This is a genomic window from Rhodococcus sp. RS1C4 (assembly GCF_002258225.1).
GTDB lineage: Bacteria > Actinomycetota > Actinomycetes > Mycobacteriales > Mycobacteriaceae > Rhodococcoides > Rhodococcoides fascians_E.
The window spans coordinates 24,865-39,683 of record NZ_NOXZ01000031.1 but is presented as its reverse complement, the minus strand read 5'-3'; the positions used below and the strand labels follow the sequence as shown (position 1 = coordinate 39,683).

Below are 14,819 nucleotides of genomic sequence, written 5' to 3'. Positions count from 1 at the left end.
TGTCGGTGAACAACACGTTAACCGGGTCAGGCGTACCAGAATCGCTGAAACGCAACGAAACCAGGCGTGTCCGCGTCCGTTCTGCGGCGCCCGGTCGGTGAGCACTCGGCGTTCGACTGCTCCTTCTTCTACATGTACCACCTCCGCACTGTCCGGGCGGGACCGAACGGCGAAAAACGGACCAGAACGCACGAAAGGCCCACTCGAACGAGTGAGCCTTTCGTGCGACGACGGGTGCCTAGCCCAGCAGTCCCCAGTCCTCCAGACCGTCGTAGAGCGGCTTGGACTGAGCGACCTTGACGACGCGCTCCTTGAGCGAGTCGCTTGCCTCGCCGGTGGCGAGAGCAGTGGCGATGATGTCCGCGACCTCGGTGAACTCGGCTTCGCCGAATCCGCGGGTAGCGAGTGCCGCTGTTCCGATGCGCAGACCCGAGGTGATCATCGGCGGGCGAGGATCGAACGGAACGGCATTGCGGTTCACGGTGATTCCGACCTCGTGCAACAGATCCTCTGCCTGCTGGCCGTCGAGGTCCGAGCTACGCAGGTCGACGAGCGCGAGGTGGACGTCGGTGCCACCGGTGAGGACGGAGATGCCCTTGTCCGCGACGTCCTTGGCGTTCAACCGATCGGCGAGGAGGGATGCACCGAGCAGGGTGCGCTCCTGACGTTCCTTGAACTCCGGCGTCGCCGCGATCTTGAAGGCAACGGCCTTCGCTGCGACGGCATGCATGAGCGGCCCACCCTGCTGACCGGGGAAGACGGCGGAGTTGATCTTCTTGGCCCATTCCTTCTTGGCGAGGATCAGGCCGGAGCGGGGGCCACCGAGCGTCTTGTGCACCGTCGAGGACACGACGTCGGCGTACGGCACGGGGGACGGGTGGACACCTGCGGCGACCAGACCGGCGAAGTGGGCCATGTCGACCCACAGGAGCGCACCGACCTCGTCCGCGATGGAACGGAACGCCTCGAAGTCCTGGTGGCGCGGGTAGGCGGACCAGCCGGCGATGAGAACCTGCGGCTTGGACGTCAGTGCCTGCTTGCGTACCTCGTCCATGTCGATGCGGTGGTCTTCCTTGCTGACTCCATAGGACTCGACCTCGTACAGCTTGCCGGAGAAGTTCAGCTTCATACCGTGCGTCAGGTGACCGCCGTGCGCCAGGTCGAGGCCCATGATCTTGTCACCCGGGTTGATCAGTGCCATCAGGACCGCGGCGTTGGCCTGCGCGCCTGCGTGGGGTTGCACGTTGGCGAATTCGGCACCGAACAGTTCCTTGGCACGATTGCGCGCCAGATCCTCGACGACGTCGACGTGCTCGCACCCGCCGTAGTAGCGGCGTCCCGGGTAGCCCTCGGCGTACTTGTTCGTCAACACGCTGCCCTGTGCCTGGAGGACTGCGCGTGGAACGAAGTTCTCCGACGCGATCATCTCGAGCGTGTCGCGCTGACGACCGAGTTCGCCAGCCATGGCTTCGGCTACCTCGGGGTCGAGTTCGGCGAGCGACTGGGTGTTGACGTCGGTCATTACAGGTGTCTCCAAGGGTGAGCTGCGGGATTGGCGCATTCAGTTTACGAGATGCACCTCAGTGCTCACGCAGCGCGCTGGGGATGAGCGGTTCGTCGAGCAGGCGGCCGAACAGCGCGGATCGCTCGCTGACCGTTTTGCCCTTGTCGAGCCACCCACCGAGAAGCTTGTAGCCCTCGACGTAGGTACTGATGTACGCGCGCCACAACGGCGAGGACAGAAACTTCAGACTCTGCCGGGCGCGCTGCGGCGACGTCAGCGACCAGCGTTCGAGGTAGGCAGCGACGTCGTCCTGCGACTTGTGCTGATCGTGCAGCAGCAACGCCGCGTCCTGACGCACACCGAGCAGCTGCCCCGACGCCTCGGACAACCGTTCCGCCTTCTCACCGTCGAAGCGCAGCCCCAGGTCGGCGTAGATCTCCTGCGCCCACACACCCCACCCCGGCCCGACGATCGACTTCAACGCGAGGTCGGCGAGCCCCTCGGCCATCAGGCATTGCGGAGTGTTGACCAGGAACAGGGTCTGCTCCGTCTGGCCCGACGCCACCAGCCCGGCTTCCTTGCGGCAGTGCTCGGTGTGATGACCCGGGTACGCCTCGTGCGCGATCAGGTGAGGCAGGTTCGCCATCTGCTGCTGCAGGTCGGAGTTGATCGCGACGGTGGACTTGTAATCACCGAGGTAGTAGTTGAACCCCGACCACGGTTTGTCTCCGACGACCTCGTAGGTGACCTGTTCGGTGTCCGGCAGCGTGTATTCGGCACGCACGCGGTCCCGCAGGGCACTGGAGAAGGCGTCGACGCACTCCTGCAACCGATCCGCGGGTACGACGTCCTGCGCCCGGTGTGCGGCAAGACGTTCGGCGAGCGAACCGGGGCCGGCCAACACGTCGTCCATCTTTCGGTGGGCCTGGCGGTACTCGTCCTGATCGCCCGGCTCGATGTGGACGTCGAAGTACGCGAAGACCTCGTCGACGAAGCCGATGTCCTCGCCGGCGAACTTGCGGGCCGAGCATTCGAGCGCCCGAAGATGAACGTCGACGAACTCGGCACGCTGCTCGGGCAGGCCTGTGTTGCCCAGTTCCTTGCGAAGCTCCCCTGCTCGACGCGCAAGCTCCTTCGGCTCGGGCGCCGGTGCGTTCTCCACCTGCCGTCGTAGCTCGGGGTCACCGGTGTACGCGTCGACGAACCCCTCTTCGAGGCGATCGAATTTCAGGCCGAGGGTGAGGTAGTCGCGGACGAAGGAATCGGCGTTCATGCTGTCCGACACTAGCGTCACCGACCGGGTGAACAACCAGTGAACTACCCCGCCCGTGCGAGTCCTCGTGGCACCGAGCACAATCGTCATTCATGCGACTCGCGCTCCCCCGGAGTTCACGCCTGCAGGAACGGACCCATCGTGGTGGACGGCGCGCATGAGCGAGACCAGCCCGTACGTCGAGTTCGACCGTGCGCAGTGGAGAACGCTCCGTCAGTCCACCCCGCTGGTTCTGACCGAAGAGGAACTGGTCGGGCTTCGCGGACTGGGTGAGCAGATCGACCTCGACGAGGTGGCCGAGGTGTATCTGCCGTTGGCCAGACTCATCCACCTTCAGGTCGCGGCGCGGCAACGGTTGTTCGCGGCTACCGCAACGTTCCTCGGTGAGAAACACCCGGATCGACAGGTGCCGTTCGTCATCGGTGTGGCGGGAAGCGTCGCCGTCGGCAAATCGACGACGGCCCGTGTGCTGCAGGCGCTTCTGGCACGGTGGGATCACCATCCTCGTGTCGACCTGGTGACGACCGACGGTTTCCTGTATTCGACGGCCGAGCTGATGCGCCGCGGAATCCTGCACCGCAAGGGCTTTCCGGAGAGCTACGACCGACGCAAGCTTCTGCGCTTCGTGACCGAGGTGAAGTCCGGTGCGGAGGAAGTGTCGGCGCCGGTGTACTCGCACGTGTCGTACGACATCATCAAGGGTCAGTTCCACATGGTTCGCCAGCCGGACATCCTGATCGTCGAGGGCCTCAACGTTCTGCAGACCGGCTCACGGTTGATGGTGTCGGATCTGTTCGACTTCTCGATCTACGTCGACGCGCGCATCGAGGACATCGAGCACTGGTACGTCAAACGCTTTCTTGCACTGCGCGAGACGTCGTTCGCCGATCCGGACGCACACTTCCACCACTACGCGAATCTTTCGGACGAGCACGCGAAGATCGCGGCCGAAGACCTGTGGCACTCGATCAACCTGCCGAATCTGGTGGAGAACATTCTTCCGACGCGTCCGCGCGCGACGATGGTGTTGCGCAAGGACGCCGACCACACCATCAACAGGCTGCGGCTACGCAAGCTGTGAGCGGAAATGTGGGCCAGGGTCGGCAGGAGCGGAGCCTGCGGAGTGGCCACGAGACACATTTCCGCTCATCTAGATGCCGAAGCGGCGGTGCCGGGCGGCGTAGTCGCGCAGTGCGCGCAGGAAGTCGACGCGCCTGAACTCCGGCCAGTACGCCTCGGTGAACCAGATTTCCGAGTACGCGCTCTGCCACAGCAGAAACCCCGAGAGCCGCTGTTCGCCGGAGGTCCGGATCACCAGGTCCGGATCGGGCTGACCCGACGTGTACAGGTGGGTGTCGATGCCGTCGACGTTGACCGAGCCGATGAGCTCTTCGCCGGTCAATCCCTCGGCGATCTTCTCGCTCAGCAGCGCTTGGACAGCGTCGGCGATTTCCTGTCTGCCGCCGTACCCGACTGCGACGTTGACGTGGGTTCCGGTCCGACCGGCCGTCAGTTCCGCGGCTTCCTTGAGACGACGTGCAGTTGCGGCCGGGAGAAGGTCGAGTGTCCCGACGATCTTGACGGTCCAGTTCTGTTCCGGGCCGGAAATTTCCTCGACGACGTCGGTGATGATCTCGAGCAGCGATTCCAACTCGTCGGGGTCGCGACGGAGGTTCTCGGTGGACAGCAGGTAGATCGTCGCCATCTCGATGCCCGCTGCGTCACACCACCCCAGCATCTCGGCGATCTTCAGGGCCCCCATCCGGTGCCCGTGCGCGACATCGGTGAAGCCGTTCTCCCGAGCCCAGCGGCGGTTGCCGTCGCACATCACAGCGACGTGGCGGGGATGCGCCACGTCGTCGAGCTGTGTCAACAGGCGTCGCTCGTACACGTTGTAGAGGACGCTGCGCACCTTGGTCGGGAGAATCTTCACCGAGACATCACCACGGGGCACAACCTTACGCCCGGCAGGAGTGGAGCCTGCGGAATGACCCGGGAAGCAGGAGTGGAGCCTGCGGGATGACCGTCTCGTTCGACCGTGTCGAGCTACTCGCCGGTACAGTAGGCAGCGAACTTACGGTTGCGTAGGTTCTCCAGGGAGCGGATCTTGCGTTTCGAGTCGGAGGTGGGGCTATGACGATGTTCGGGATCGACGAGCTACCGGTCAAACCACGCATGCGCGGTTGGATCCATCTCTATGCGTTCGGAGTGGCGGTGGTGTCCGGCATCGTGTTGGTCACGTTGGCCTTCACACTGGTGTCGGTCGGCGCGGGGATCGCGACGGCCGTGTACGCGGTCACCGTCTGCGGTGTGTTCGGCGTCAGCGCTACCTACCACCGTGTCCACTGGGACAACCCGGCCCACCGTGTGTGGATGAAACGCGCCGACCATTCGATGATTTTCGTGTTCATCGCGGGCAGTTACACCCCGTTCGCGATACTGGGCCTACCGACGAGCACCGGCCGGACCCTGTTGATCATCGTCTGGCTGGGTGCTCTCGGCGGGGTTGCGCTGAAGATGTTGTGGCCGCAGGCGCCGCGGTGGGTCGGTGTTCCGCTCTACCTCATTCTGGGGTGGGCGATTGTCCCGGTCGCGCCGACGCTCATCGATCACGTCGGCTATGCACCGTTCGTTCTGCTGCTGGTCGGCGGCATTCTGTACAGCGTGGGAGCTGTTCTGTACGCCACGAAGTGGCCGAACCCGTGGCCGACGACATTCGGCCACCACGAGTTCTTCCACGCCGCTACCGTTCTCGCCGCGATCTGCCACCTCGTCGCGGTGTGGCTCGTGCTGTTCTAGCGGCGCAACGCCGCAATCAGTTCTTCCTCCGTCGTCACCGGTCTGTCACAGACGAACCCACGGCACACGTAGGCTGCCTCGTTGCCGTCGACGGTCGGCCGGTCCGAAAGCAGCGGAGACGAATCGACGGCGCCCGCAACGATGGTGGTGCCGCCCGGTGCGTGCCTGCGAGCAACATCCAGCAGTCGGCTGTCACCATCGACCGATATCGCTACCTGCAGCGGACCGCGTACGGATGCCTCGGCTACGGCCAGCCAGTGCCCTGCCGACCGAGGCGCGCGTTCCATCACGACCGACGCCCGAGCCAGGCCGGCTGCCGCCAGGTCACCGTATGCGTCGGCGGACTCCGGCGGCACGAGCGCTTCGATCGCGAGCAATGCCTCGGTGATGGTCGACGCGCCGGACGGGGTGGCGTTGTCGAGGGGGTCCCTGGGCCGGGTGACCAATGCTTCGGCGTCGTCGGCGGTGTCGAACCAGCTGCCGGGGTTGTCCGGGTCGGCGAAGTGCTCGATGGCTGCGTCGACGAGTCGGACGGCGCGTTCCAACCACACCGTGTCCCCGGTCGCGGACAGCAGCGACAGCGATCCGACGGCCATGCAGGCGTAGTCCTCGAGCACTCCGGCCGCCTCGCCCACGTGAGGTCCGAGCGATGCCCGACGCAGCCGGCCGTTCTCCTCGTGCCGGGCGAAGATCTGTTCGCCGCATTCGGCGGCGGCATCGACCCAGGTACTGCGTCCGAGTCCGGAGCCTGCCTCGGCGAGAGCGGTGATGGCCAGGCCGTTCCACGCGGTGATCACCTTGTTGTCGCGTCCCGGTTGTGGGCGCAGGTCACGAGCGGCCATCAGGGTTGCGCGCACTTGCTCGAAGCGCTCGGTGTCGTCGGGATCCTCCGGTAGTTGGAGCACCGACATGCCGGCCTCGAACGTGCCCGACGAGTCGACGGCGAACAGCCCCGCTGCCCACACGCCGTCCTCGAAGCCGAGGGTTTCCACGAGTTGCTCGGGAGTCCACACGTACGTGAGACCCTCGACGCCTTCGGTGTCCGCGTCCAGCGCAGCGGCGAAACACCCCTCCTCGGTGCGCATCGCGCCGAGAACGAAAGCAGCGGTGGCGTCGGCTACCCGCGTTGCCAGCGCGTCACCGGTGACGCGGGCGAGGTGACCGTAGAACCTGAGCAGCAAGGCATTGTCGTAGAGCATCTTCTCGAAATGCGGAACGATCCACTCCGCATCGACGGCGTATCGCGCGAATCCGCCGCCGATCTGATCGTGAATCCCGCCGCGAGCCATCGCCGACGCGGTGCGCGTGACGGCGCCCCGCACCGACGTCGACCCGGTTCGCTCGTAGTGTCGGAGCAGACCTTCCAACAGCGAGCTCGGCGGGAATTTGGGCGCGCCACCGAATCCGCCTCGCTCTGCGTCCTCGTCGGCCAACACCGAGGACACTGCATCCGCGAGCAGGTCCGCGTCGACGGGTTTGCCCGACGCCGGGAGCCGGCCGGAGTTGTCCCGGAGGGCCTCGGTGATCGCGGCGGAGGCGTCGAACACCTCGGCGCGGCGGGTCGTCCAGGTGTCCGAGACTGCCTCGAGCAACTGTGTGAACGACGGGGTTCCCGCTCGCGGTCGGGGCGGGAAGTAGGTTCCGCAGTAGAACGGCTCGGCGTCCGGAGTGAGAAAGCATGTCATCGGCCAACCGCCCTGGCCGGTCATCGCGACGGTTGCGCTCATGTACACGGCATCCAGGTCGGGACGCTCTTCGCGATCGACCTTGATGCAGACGAAGTTCGCGTTCATCGACGCGGCCGTCTCGGCGTCTTCGAACGATTCGTGTGCCATGACGTGGCACCAGTGGCACGCCGAGTACCCGATGGACAGCAGGATCGGGACGTCGCGCTCGCGGGCGGACTCCAACGCCTCCGTCGTCCACTCCTGCCAGTGCACCGGATTGTCCGCGTGCTGACGCAGGTAGGGGCTGGTGGACCTGTCGAGCGCGTTGGCCCCGAGCACGATCAGCTCTCGCCGGGCTTGGTCTCGCGTGCCTCTTCGCGTACGGCGCCGCGGTCCGTGCCTTCGTCGAGCGCCTGGTCCGGCCCCGGATCGTCCTTTTCGAAGGACTCGGGCAGCTTCTTGATCTGTTTGTTCATCGACCAGATCAGCAACGCTGTTCCCACGAGCAGGGCGACGATGATGACCAGGCCGACGGGCGAGGATTTACCGAACTCCGGGCCCGGGGCGCCCTGCGCCAGCAGCGACACGATCATGTGGCGGTCTCCGGATCGATCCCGGCGAAGAGCTCGGTCTCCGGGATGGACGTCTTGACGCGGGTGCGAGCGAGCTCGTACTCCTCCGTCGGCCACAGCTTGCGCTGCACCTCGATCGGCACGGCGAAGAACGATCCGTTGGGATCGATCTGTGTTGCGTGCGCGCGCAGTGCGTCGTCCCGCTGCTCGAAGTAGTCGCCGACGGTGACCTGCGTGGTGATGCGTTCCATGATCTCGTCGCGGTCCGTGGTCCACCTCTTCAGCCAGTCGACGAAGGGGCTTTCCTCACCGCGGTCGATGAACCAATCGTGGAAGAGCTGCATCTTCTTCCGCAGAAATCCGTGGGAGTAGTACAGCTTCAACGGCGTCCAGGGTTCGCCGGCGTCGGGGAACTTGCTGGGATCACCCGCTGCCTCGTACGCCGTGACCGACACCTCGTGGCACCGGATGTGGTCCGGGTGCGGGTAGCCGCCCTTCTCGTCGTAGGTCGTGATGACGTGGGGTTTGAATTCGCGAACTACTTTGACAAGCGCTTCGGTGGATTCCTCGAGCGGCACCAGTGCGAAGCATCCCTCGGGAAGCGGCGGTAGTGGATCACCCTCGGGCAGGCCGGAGTCGACGTAGCCGAGCCACGTCTGCCGGACGCCGAGAATGCGAGCGGCCTCGGCCATCTCCTCCCGCCGAACTTCGTTGATTCGGTCCTTGACACCCGGAATGTCCATCGCGGGGTTGAGAATGTCGCCGCGCTCGCCGCCGGTGAGGGTGACGATCAGGACGTCGTTACCTTCGGCTGCGTACCGAGCCGTCGTTGCGGCACCCTTGCTCGACTCGTCGTCGGGATGGGCGTGCACCGCCATGAGCCGTAGTCCGGACACGTTCTTTCCTCACCTCAGCTTCACCGGAAACTTATCCTCCCCCTATAGTTCCACTTGGCGCCGACGCTGCACGCACCGGCTGCCGCAAGGAAATCGACGGTTCCCCCTCGAAAGCGACGTTCCCATGACTGCCACCCTTCCCGAAGGCCGCTACCCGGCGTCCAGCTCGCGGCGGGGAGTGGCACCCCGGACGAGAAATCTTCTGCTCGTCGTGGCCGTGTTGGTCGGGCTCGTGGTCGCATACCTCGCGTACCAGCGATTCGCGGTGCAGGACGTCGAGGGCAAGGCGTTGACGTTCGATCTGATGGACGACGAGACCATCTCCATCAGCTTCAGCGTCACCCGGGCGGACCCGGAGCAGGAAGCTGTTTGCATCGTTCGAGCGCGCTCCCGCGACGGCTCGGAAACCGGCCGCCGCGAGGTCTTCGTACCGGGTTCCTCGGATCAGGAGGTCCAGGTGACCACCGTTCTGCGCACATCGCAGCCTCCTGCCGTCGGTGACGTGTACGGATGCAGCACGAATGTTCCCGAGTATTTACGGGCAGGCTGACCTCCCGCCGTCTCGTGGTAAGATAGGCCTGTACACGGTTCCGCACTGGAACCGTGTATTGCTGCATTGACGGCCCTTCAGGCCTGCGGGGTTGCCGAGTTGGCCCTGCACGACGCCGACAGCGACCGCTGGAGCAGCCGGCTCAGGCAGTGGGCCGCACCAGGGGGATCCGCCCAATTCCAGGGGGACCCGCCTAGAGGCATGCCCTCCGTCAGCAACAGACCGGGAGTCCACCGCGACTTCGACTACAAGGGAGTGATCGAGATGACCGAGACCCAGGTGACCTGGCTTACCCAGGAATCCCACGACAGGCTCAAGAGCGAACTCGACCAACTCATTTCCAATCGCCCGGTCATCGCCGCCGAGATCAACGAGCGACGCGAAGAGGGCGATCTGAAGGAGAACGGCGGCTACCACGCTGCACGCGAGGAGCAGGGCCAGCAGGAAGCTCGTATCCGTCAGCTGCAGGAGCTGCTCAACTCGGCGAAGGTCGGCGAGGCGCCCACTCAGTCCGGCGTGGCACTGCCCGGATCCGTCGTCAAGGTCTACTACGACGGTGACGAGTCCGATACCGAGACGTTCCTCATCGCCACCCGTGAAGAGGGTGCCCGCGACGGCAAGCTCGAGGTCTACTCCCCCAGCTCGCCGCTGGGTGGCGCTCTCATCGACGCCAAGGTCGGCGACACTCGCGAATACGCTCTGCCGAACGGCAAGACCATGAAGGTCACGCTGCTCAGTGCCGAGCCGTACCACACCTAAGAGCGACGTACGAGAAAGCCCCCGACCGTTGGTGGTCGGGGGCTTTCTCGTGTCTCGGCCTCAGGCGGTGAGAGTTCTTTCGTACTTGCGTACCGACAGCGGCACGAAGATGACGAGGAACAGCACAACCCAGATGAGCGTGTACAGAATCGGGTTCTGCAGTGGCCAGGCTTCCGGCGGTGGGGCGAGCGGGTTGGTGTTGCCGAACAGCTCGCGTACGGCGAGAGCCACCGAGGAGATCGGGTTCCACTCCGCGATGGTCTTGAGGACCGTCGGGAAGCCTTCGATGGGTACGAACGTGTTCGCGATGAACGTCAACGGGAAGATCACGATGAACGACGCGTTGTTGAAGATCTCCGGCGATCGGACGGTCAATCCGACGAATGCCATCACCCACGAGATGGAGTACGCGAACAGCAGCAGCAAGACGTAGCCGGCGACGGCTTCGAGGAACGACGACGTGATGCGCCACCCGACGATCAAACCGGTGATGGACATGATGGTGATCGTCACGATGTTGTTGCCGACATCCGCTGCGGTTCTACCGATCACGACGGCGGACCGTGCCATCGGCAGGGACCGGAACCTGTCCATCACGCCCTTCTGCAGATCCTCGGCGAGCGAGGACCCGGTGATGGATGCACCGAAGATCATGGTCTGCACGAAGATGCCGCCCATGAGGAAGCTCTTGTAGTCGACGCCGGGGATGTCGATGGCGCTTCCGAACACGTACGCGAACAGCAACACGAACATGATCGGTGACAGCGTCGCGAAGAACAGTAGATCCGGAACTCGCTTGAGCTTGATCAGGTTCCGTTTGGTGATGATGAGGGAATCGCGCAGCACGCTCATTTCTCTTCCTCCACTGCTTGTTCGTCCTCGGCGGCGCGGCCGGTGAGGGTGAGAAAAACGTCGTCGAGATTCGGCCGTCGTAGCCCGACGTCGACGACGTGGATGTCGGCTTCCTTGAGTGCGACGAGAGCGGTCGTCAGATCGTCGGCTCCGCCGCTGACCGGCATGCCGAGTCGCCGGGTCTGCGCGTCGTACGACGGCGCGTCGAGGCCGATGGGAGTGAGGATCTCGAGCGCCCGGTCCTTCTGCGATTCGTCGGTGAGGACGAATTCGAGGCGTTCACCACCGACCTGCGCCTTGAGCTGATCCGCTGTGCCCTCGGCGATGATCGACCCCTTGTCGAGGACGATGATCCGATCGGCGAGGCGGTCCGCTTCTTCGAGGTACTGCGTCGTCAGCAGAATCGTCGTACCGTCCTTGACGAGGTCGGAGATGAAGTCCCACATGGCCATTCGACTTCGAGGGTCGAGGCCTGTCGTCGGCTCGTCGAGGAACACCACCTTCGGCCTGCCGATTAGGCTGGCCGCGATGTCGAGGCGACGACGCATACCGCCGGAGTACTGCTTCGCGGTGCGGTCACGTGCGTATTCCAGATCGAAGCGCGCGAGCAACTGGTCCGCCCGTGTCTTCGCTTCCGACTTCTTCAGGCCGAACAGCCTGCCCACCATCTCCAGGTTCTCGTACCCGGTCAGGTATTCGTCGACGGCCGCGAACTGTCCCGTCAGCCCGATGGTGTTACGGACCTCGTTCGGGTTGTCGCCGACGTCGATTCCATGCACCCGCGCGGACCCGGACGTCGCTTTCAGGAGGGTCGCGAGAATGCGGACCGCCGTCGTCTTCCCCGCCCCGTTGGGTCCGAGGACGCCCAGAACCGTGCCCTCCGGCACGGAGAAACTGATTCCGTTCAGCGCCGTGTTCTTGCCGTACTCGAGTACCAAATTCTCGACTTCGATGGCGTTCGCCATGATCTGTTCCCCATTCATTTGGTGCTTACGTACTGCAGACTCGATGCCCGACGAGAACTCATCGGCCCTCCCGAGAACCGACGACGGAGATCCTACGTGCAGCCACCGACAATCTCTTGCTTCGCCGCCGTGACTCGCGTTAGTCTCGCACCTGCGCCCCCGATGGGCCTAGCAGAAGGCACACCATGTCGATCACGTTCGATCACACCATCATTGCCACTACCGACACACGGTCGACCGCAGAGTTCTACGTCGACGTTCTCGAAGCGAAACACGCCCCGTCCTGGGGTCCGTTCGTCAACATCACTCTCGACGATTCGGTGATGCTCCAATTCGCGACTCCACCGATCGATTACCACCCTCAGCATTACGCATTTCTGGTCGACGACGCACTGTTCGACCGGGCGTACGCCCGTCTCCGGGAGCGCGGCGCCCCACACTGGGCGGATCCGCAACGGACCCGTCCGGGTGAAACCAACACCGAGCACGGCGGACGAGGAGTGTATTTCCTCGATCCGGGCGGGAACTACCTCGAGATCATCACGAAGCGCTATTTCTGACCGGACCGGGAGTACCCGCGTCGCGCCTAGGACGAGATGTCGACGGCGAATCCCGCGGCGCCGAGTGCGTCGAGGACGTCCTGGCGATGTGCCGGGCCGCGGGTTTCGACGGTGAGCATGACATCGACTTCCTCGAGTCCCAGCTGACCGCCGGTGCGGGAGTGAACGACGTCGACGACGCTCGCGCCGACTCCCTTGACGACGTCGAGGAGCCCGATCAGTCCGCCAGGCCTGTCCGAAATGGTGACGCGGACAGCGAGATAGCGTCCTGCGGCTCGCAATCCGTGGGTGATGACGTGGGTCAGCAGAAGGGGGTCGATGTTGCCGCCGGACAGGATGGCACACACCGGTCCGTCCAGCCGGAGGTCCTGCCTGGTCATCAGCGCGGCAACGGCGGCGGCGCCCGCGGGCTCGACGATCAGCTTCGCCCGTTCGATGCAGAGCAGCAGCGCTCGGGACAGCGCGTCTTCTGAGACTGTCACGATCTCGTCGACGCGGTCCACCACGTGGTCGAACGGAACGCTACCGGGTAGGCCGACGGCGATACCGTCGGCCATCGTCGACATCGACTGTGCGGCAACGGGATACCCGGCTTTCAGCGACACCGGCCAGGCGGCGGCGCCTTCGGCTTGCACGCCGACGACGCGAACGTTCGGCTTGTGCAGGTGAACCGCGGCTGCGACGCCTGCCAGCAATCCACCGCCGCCCGTCGGAACGACGATGGTGCCGACGTCGGGCATCTGACGAAGTAGCTCGGTCCCCAGAGTTGCTTGTCCCGCAACGATGTCCGCGTGGTCGAACGGGTGGATCAGCACGGCGCCGGTGCGAGCGGCGAATTCGTGCGCGTGCGTGAGCGCTTCGTCGACCGTGCGGCCGGTCAGGTGGACGTCCGCGCCGTAGGCCTTGGTGGCGACGAGCTTCGGCAACGAGACGCCGGTAGGCATGAAGACCGTCGACGTCGTACCCAGCTGCGTCGCAGCCCAGGCGACACCTTGCGCGTGGTTGCCCGCGCTGGCGGCCACTACACCGTGTGCGCGTTCCTCCGGTGAGAGCCGTGCTATGCGGTTGTACGCTCCGCGGGGCTTGAAAGAGCCTGTGCGTTGCAGATTCTCGCATTTGAGTCGCACTTCGTGTTCGGTCGTATCGGACAGAATCCGTGACGCCACGACAGGGGTTCTTCGCATGACCGGCTCGAGCAATTCCTCGGCGTCGGCGATGTCCGACGCCGTCAGCAGCGCACCGCTCACGTGGGCTGACCGATCTTCGCACGCATCTTCATCACTGCTCCTGCCATACCGGCGCCGACCACGGCCGTAAGAATTCCGTCACGGACGTAGTATGCCAGGAATTTTCTGCCGTCGTCCTCGACGATCTCGACGGAATCATCGGCGGATGGGCTGCCCAACGCCTGGATCTTGACGTCGTACTGATCACTCCAGAAGTACGGAACGACAGGCCGAGGTGCGGCCGCCGGTTCCTTGCCCAGTAGAGCCGGAACCATGACGCGAACCTGGTCACCGACATTGCTCCAGTGCTCGACCCGTCGGCGACCGTGCTGCGGGTGATCCCAGGCTGCGACGTCGCCGACCGCCCAGACGCCCAGGATATCGGTGCGCCCGTACGCGTCGGCAACGATGCCGTTGTCGACGGTGACTCCCGATGCCTCCAGCACCTCGACCACCGGTGTCGACCCGATTCCGATCACCACCAGGTCTGCCTCGACTTCGGTTCCGTCGCTCAGCACGACGTGCGTGACCCGGTCCGTTCCGCGCAGAGTGTCGACGCCGACTCCGGTGCGCACCGTCACGCCCTCGTCGCGGTGAAGCCTCGACACCAGCTCGCCGACGTCGGAGCCGAGGACCGACGCGAGAGGGGTGGCTTGCGGCTCGACGAGCGTGACATCGACGCCGAGGTGCCGTAGGCCTGCGGCGACCTCGCACCCGACGAATCCGGCCCCCACCACGACGGCGCGTGCGGCAGCAGAGGCGTCACGGCGCAACGACTCGGCGTCGTCGCGGCTGCGAAGGACGTGCACTCCGTGCAGGTCCGGCAACGACGGCACCCGTCTCGGCCGTAGGCCCGTCGCGATCACCAGCTGGTCGTACGGGAGCGTCGAGCCGTCGGCCAGCTCGAGCGTCGTGTTCTCGGTATCCACTCGGACCGCTGCCACACCCAACCGCAGCTCGATGCGGTTCTCGGCGAAGTACTCCTCGCTTTCGAAGGTGGTGTCCTCCCGCTCCCCGCGGATCACCTCCTTCGACAGCGGCGGCCTGTCGTACGGAAGGTGCGGTTCGTCTCCGACGAGCACAAGACCGCCGTCGTACCCCTGTTTGCGCAGTTCCTGAGCCGTACGTAATCCGCCGAGGCCTGCTCCTACGATCACGATCGTCATGGGGAGATCTCTACCAGAGAACGAACTCCG

General features: G+C 64.8%; 15 protein-coding genes. 5 read left to right on the top strand and 10 right to left on the bottom strand.

What is annotated here, in order from left to right:
• Positions 1–238 precede the first annotated feature (238 nt).
• Entirely contained in the window at positions 239–1,522 is a 1,284-nt protein-coding gene (gene glyA / locus CH289_RS15240) for a serine hydroxymethyltransferase (protein WP_019665471.1), read from the bottom strand.
• Positions 1,523–1,580: 58 nt separating this feature from the next.
• Complete coding sequence (locus CH289_RS15235; RefSeq protein ID WP_026347853.1) at positions 1,581–2,777, bottom strand: hypothetical protein; 1,197 nt, start codon at positions 2,775–2,777, stop codon at positions 1,581–1,583.
• A 157-nt stretch (positions 2,778–2,934) separates the two neighbouring features.
• Between CH289_RS15235 and coaA the strand changes: the two genes are divergently transcribed.
• Positions 2,935–3,858, top strand: coding sequence for a type I pantothenate kinase (gene coaA, locus CH289_RS15230; RefSeq protein ID WP_026347854.1), 924 nt, complete (start codon positions 2,935–2,937; stop codon positions 3,856–3,858).
• Positions 3,859–3,927: 69 nt separating this feature from the next.
• On the opposite strand, the gene CH289_RS15225 is transcribed toward coaA, so the two are convergent.
• Positions 3,928–4,710, bottom strand: coding sequence for an isoprenyl transferase (locus CH289_RS15225; protein WP_094728110.1), 783 nt, complete (start codon positions 4,708–4,710; stop codon positions 3,928–3,930).
• A 200-nt stretch (positions 4,711–4,910) separates the two neighbouring features.
• On the opposite strand from CH289_RS15225, the gene trhA reads away from it, so the two are divergent.
• On the top strand, positions 4,911–5,576 hold the full coding sequence (gene trhA / locus CH289_RS15220) for a PAQR family membrane homeostasis protein TrhA (RefSeq protein ID WP_019665475.1): 666 nt from the start codon (positions 4,911–4,913) through the stop codon (positions 5,574–5,576).
• Here the strand turns inward: trhA and CH289_RS15215 are convergent.
• Genes CH289_RS15215 through mca form a run of 3 tightly spaced genes read right to left on the bottom strand, consistent with a single transcriptional unit; the run spans position 5,573 to position 8,711 of the window.
• Positions 5,573–7,582 (bottom strand): thioredoxin domain-containing protein, encoded by a 2,010-nt coding sequence (locus tag CH289_RS15215; RefSeq protein WP_094713752.1) that lies wholly within the window; start codon positions 7,580–7,582, stop codon positions 5,573–5,575. The two genes, trhA and CH289_RS15215, sit on opposite strands and share 4 nt — an antisense overlap.
• Before the next feature lie 2 nt (positions 7,583–7,584).
• Positions 7,585–7,836: a hypothetical protein gene (locus CH289_RS15210; protein WP_019665477.1), complete on the bottom strand. Its 252-nt coding sequence runs from the start codon at positions 7,834–7,836 to the stop codon at positions 7,585–7,587.
• The gene (mca, locus tag CH289_RS15205; protein WP_179276812.1) at positions 7,833–8,711 is read right to left on the bottom strand and encodes a mycothiol conjugate amidase Mca; all 879 of its coding nucleotides are present in this window, start codon (positions 8,709–8,711) and stop codon (positions 7,833–7,835) included. Before mca ends, CH289_RS15210 begins: the two co-directional genes overlap by 4 nt.
• A 124-nt stretch (positions 8,712–8,835) precedes the next feature.
• Here mca and CH289_RS15200 point away from each other — a divergent pair, with 124 nt between their 5' ends.
• Together CH289_RS15200 and greA are read left to right on the top strand one after the other, a co-directional pair.
• Complete coding sequence (locus CH289_RS15200) at positions 8,836–9,261, top strand: DUF4307 domain-containing protein (RefSeq protein ID WP_094728108.1); 426 nt, start codon at positions 8,836–8,838, stop codon at positions 9,259–9,261.
• A gap of 264 nt (positions 9,262–9,525) precedes the next feature.
• Entirely contained in the window at positions 9,526–10,020 is a 495-nt protein-coding gene (gene greA / locus CH289_RS15195; protein WP_026347856.1) for a transcription elongation factor GreA, read from the top strand.
• A 60-nt stretch (positions 10,021–10,080) separates the two neighbouring features.
• Here greA and CH289_RS15190 read toward each other — a convergent pair whose 3' ends face one another.
• Both CH289_RS15190 and CH289_RS15185 read right to left on the bottom strand, forming a co-directional pair.
• Complete coding sequence (locus tag CH289_RS15190) at positions 10,081–10,872, bottom strand: ABC transporter permease (protein WP_019665481.1); 792 nt, start codon at positions 10,870–10,872, stop codon at positions 10,081–10,083.
• Positions 10,869–11,837 carry an ATP-binding cassette domain-containing protein gene (locus tag CH289_RS15185; RefSeq protein ID WP_026347857.1) on the bottom strand — a complete coding sequence of 323 codons (969 nt, stop codon included), beginning with the start codon at positions 11,835–11,837 and terminating at the stop codon, positions 10,869–10,871. The genes CH289_RS15190 and CH289_RS15185 overlap by 4 nt, the downstream gene beginning before the upstream one ends.
• 185 nt (positions 11,838–12,022) lie before the next feature.
• Here CH289_RS15185 and CH289_RS15180 point away from each other — a divergent pair, with 185 nt between their 5' ends.
• Positions 12,023–12,397: a VOC family protein gene (locus CH289_RS15180; RefSeq protein ID WP_019665483.1), complete on the top strand. Its 375-nt coding sequence runs from the start codon at positions 12,023–12,025 to the stop codon at positions 12,395–12,397.
• 26 nt (positions 12,398–12,423) lie between these two features.
• Here the strand turns inward: CH289_RS15180 and ilvA are convergent, their stop codons facing one another.
• Together ilvA and CH289_RS15170 are read right to left on the bottom strand one after the other, a co-directional pair.
• Positions 12,424–13,581, bottom strand: a complete 1,158-nt coding sequence (gene ilvA, locus CH289_RS15175; RefSeq protein ID WP_256977263.1) for a threonine ammonia-lyase — start codon at positions 13,579–13,581, stop codon at positions 12,424–12,426.
• Positions 13,582–13,640: 59 nt separating this feature from the next.
• The gene (locus tag CH289_RS15170) at positions 13,641–14,789 is read right to left on the bottom strand and encodes an NAD(P)/FAD-dependent oxidoreductase (RefSeq protein WP_094728106.1); all 1,149 of its coding nucleotides are present in this window, start codon (positions 14,787–14,789) and stop codon (positions 13,641–13,643) included.
• Positions 14,790–14,819: the final 30 nt, after the last annotated feature.

Excerpts from the sequence above, each read along its gene's own strand:
- CH289_RS15235 (WP_026347853.1), bottom strand. The coding sequence starts at position 2,777 with ATGAACGCCGATTCCTTCGTCCGCGACTACCTCACCCTCGGCCTGAAA.
- CH289_RS15190 (WP_019665481.1), bottom strand. The coding sequence starts at position 10,872 with ATGAGCGTGCTGCGCGATTCCCTCATCATCACCAAACGGAACCTGATC.
- trhA (WP_019665475.1), top strand. The coding sequence starts at position 4,911 with ATGACGATGTTCGGGATCGACGAGCTACCGGTCAAACCACGCATGCGC.
- coaA (WP_026347854.1), top strand. The coding sequence starts at position 2,935 with ATGAGCGAGACCAGCCCGTACGTCGAGTTCGACCGTGCGCAGTGGAGA.
- glyA (WP_019665471.1), bottom strand. The coding sequence starts at position 1,522 with ATGACCGACGTCAACACCCAGTCGCTCGCCGAACTCGACCCCGAGGTA.
- greA (WP_026347856.1), top strand. The coding sequence starts at position 9,526 with ATGACCGAGACCCAGGTGACCTGGCTTACCCAGGAATCCCACGACAGG.
- CH289_RS15185 (WP_026347857.1), bottom strand. The coding sequence starts at position 11,837 with ATGGCGAACGCCATCGAAGTCGAGAATTTGGTACTCGAGTACGGCAAG.
- CH289_RS15180 (WP_019665483.1), top strand. The coding sequence starts at position 12,023 with ATGTCGATCACGTTCGATCACACCATCATTGCCACTACCGACACACGG.
- CH289_RS15170 (WP_094728106.1), bottom strand. The coding sequence starts at position 14,789 with ATGACGATCGTGATCGTAGGAGCAGGCCTCGGCGGATTACGTACGGCT.
- ilvA (WP_256977263.1), bottom strand. The coding sequence starts at position 13,581 with ATGCGAAGAACCCCTGTCGTGGCGTCACGGATTCTGTCCGATACGACC.
- CH289_RS15210 (WP_019665477.1), bottom strand. The coding sequence starts at position 7,836 with ATGATCGTGTCGCTGCTGGCGCAGGGCGCCCCGGGCCCGGAGTTCGGT.
- CH289_RS15200 (WP_094728108.1), top strand. The coding sequence starts at position 8,836 with ATGACTGCCACCCTTCCCGAAGGCCGCTACCCGGCGTCCAGCTCGCGG.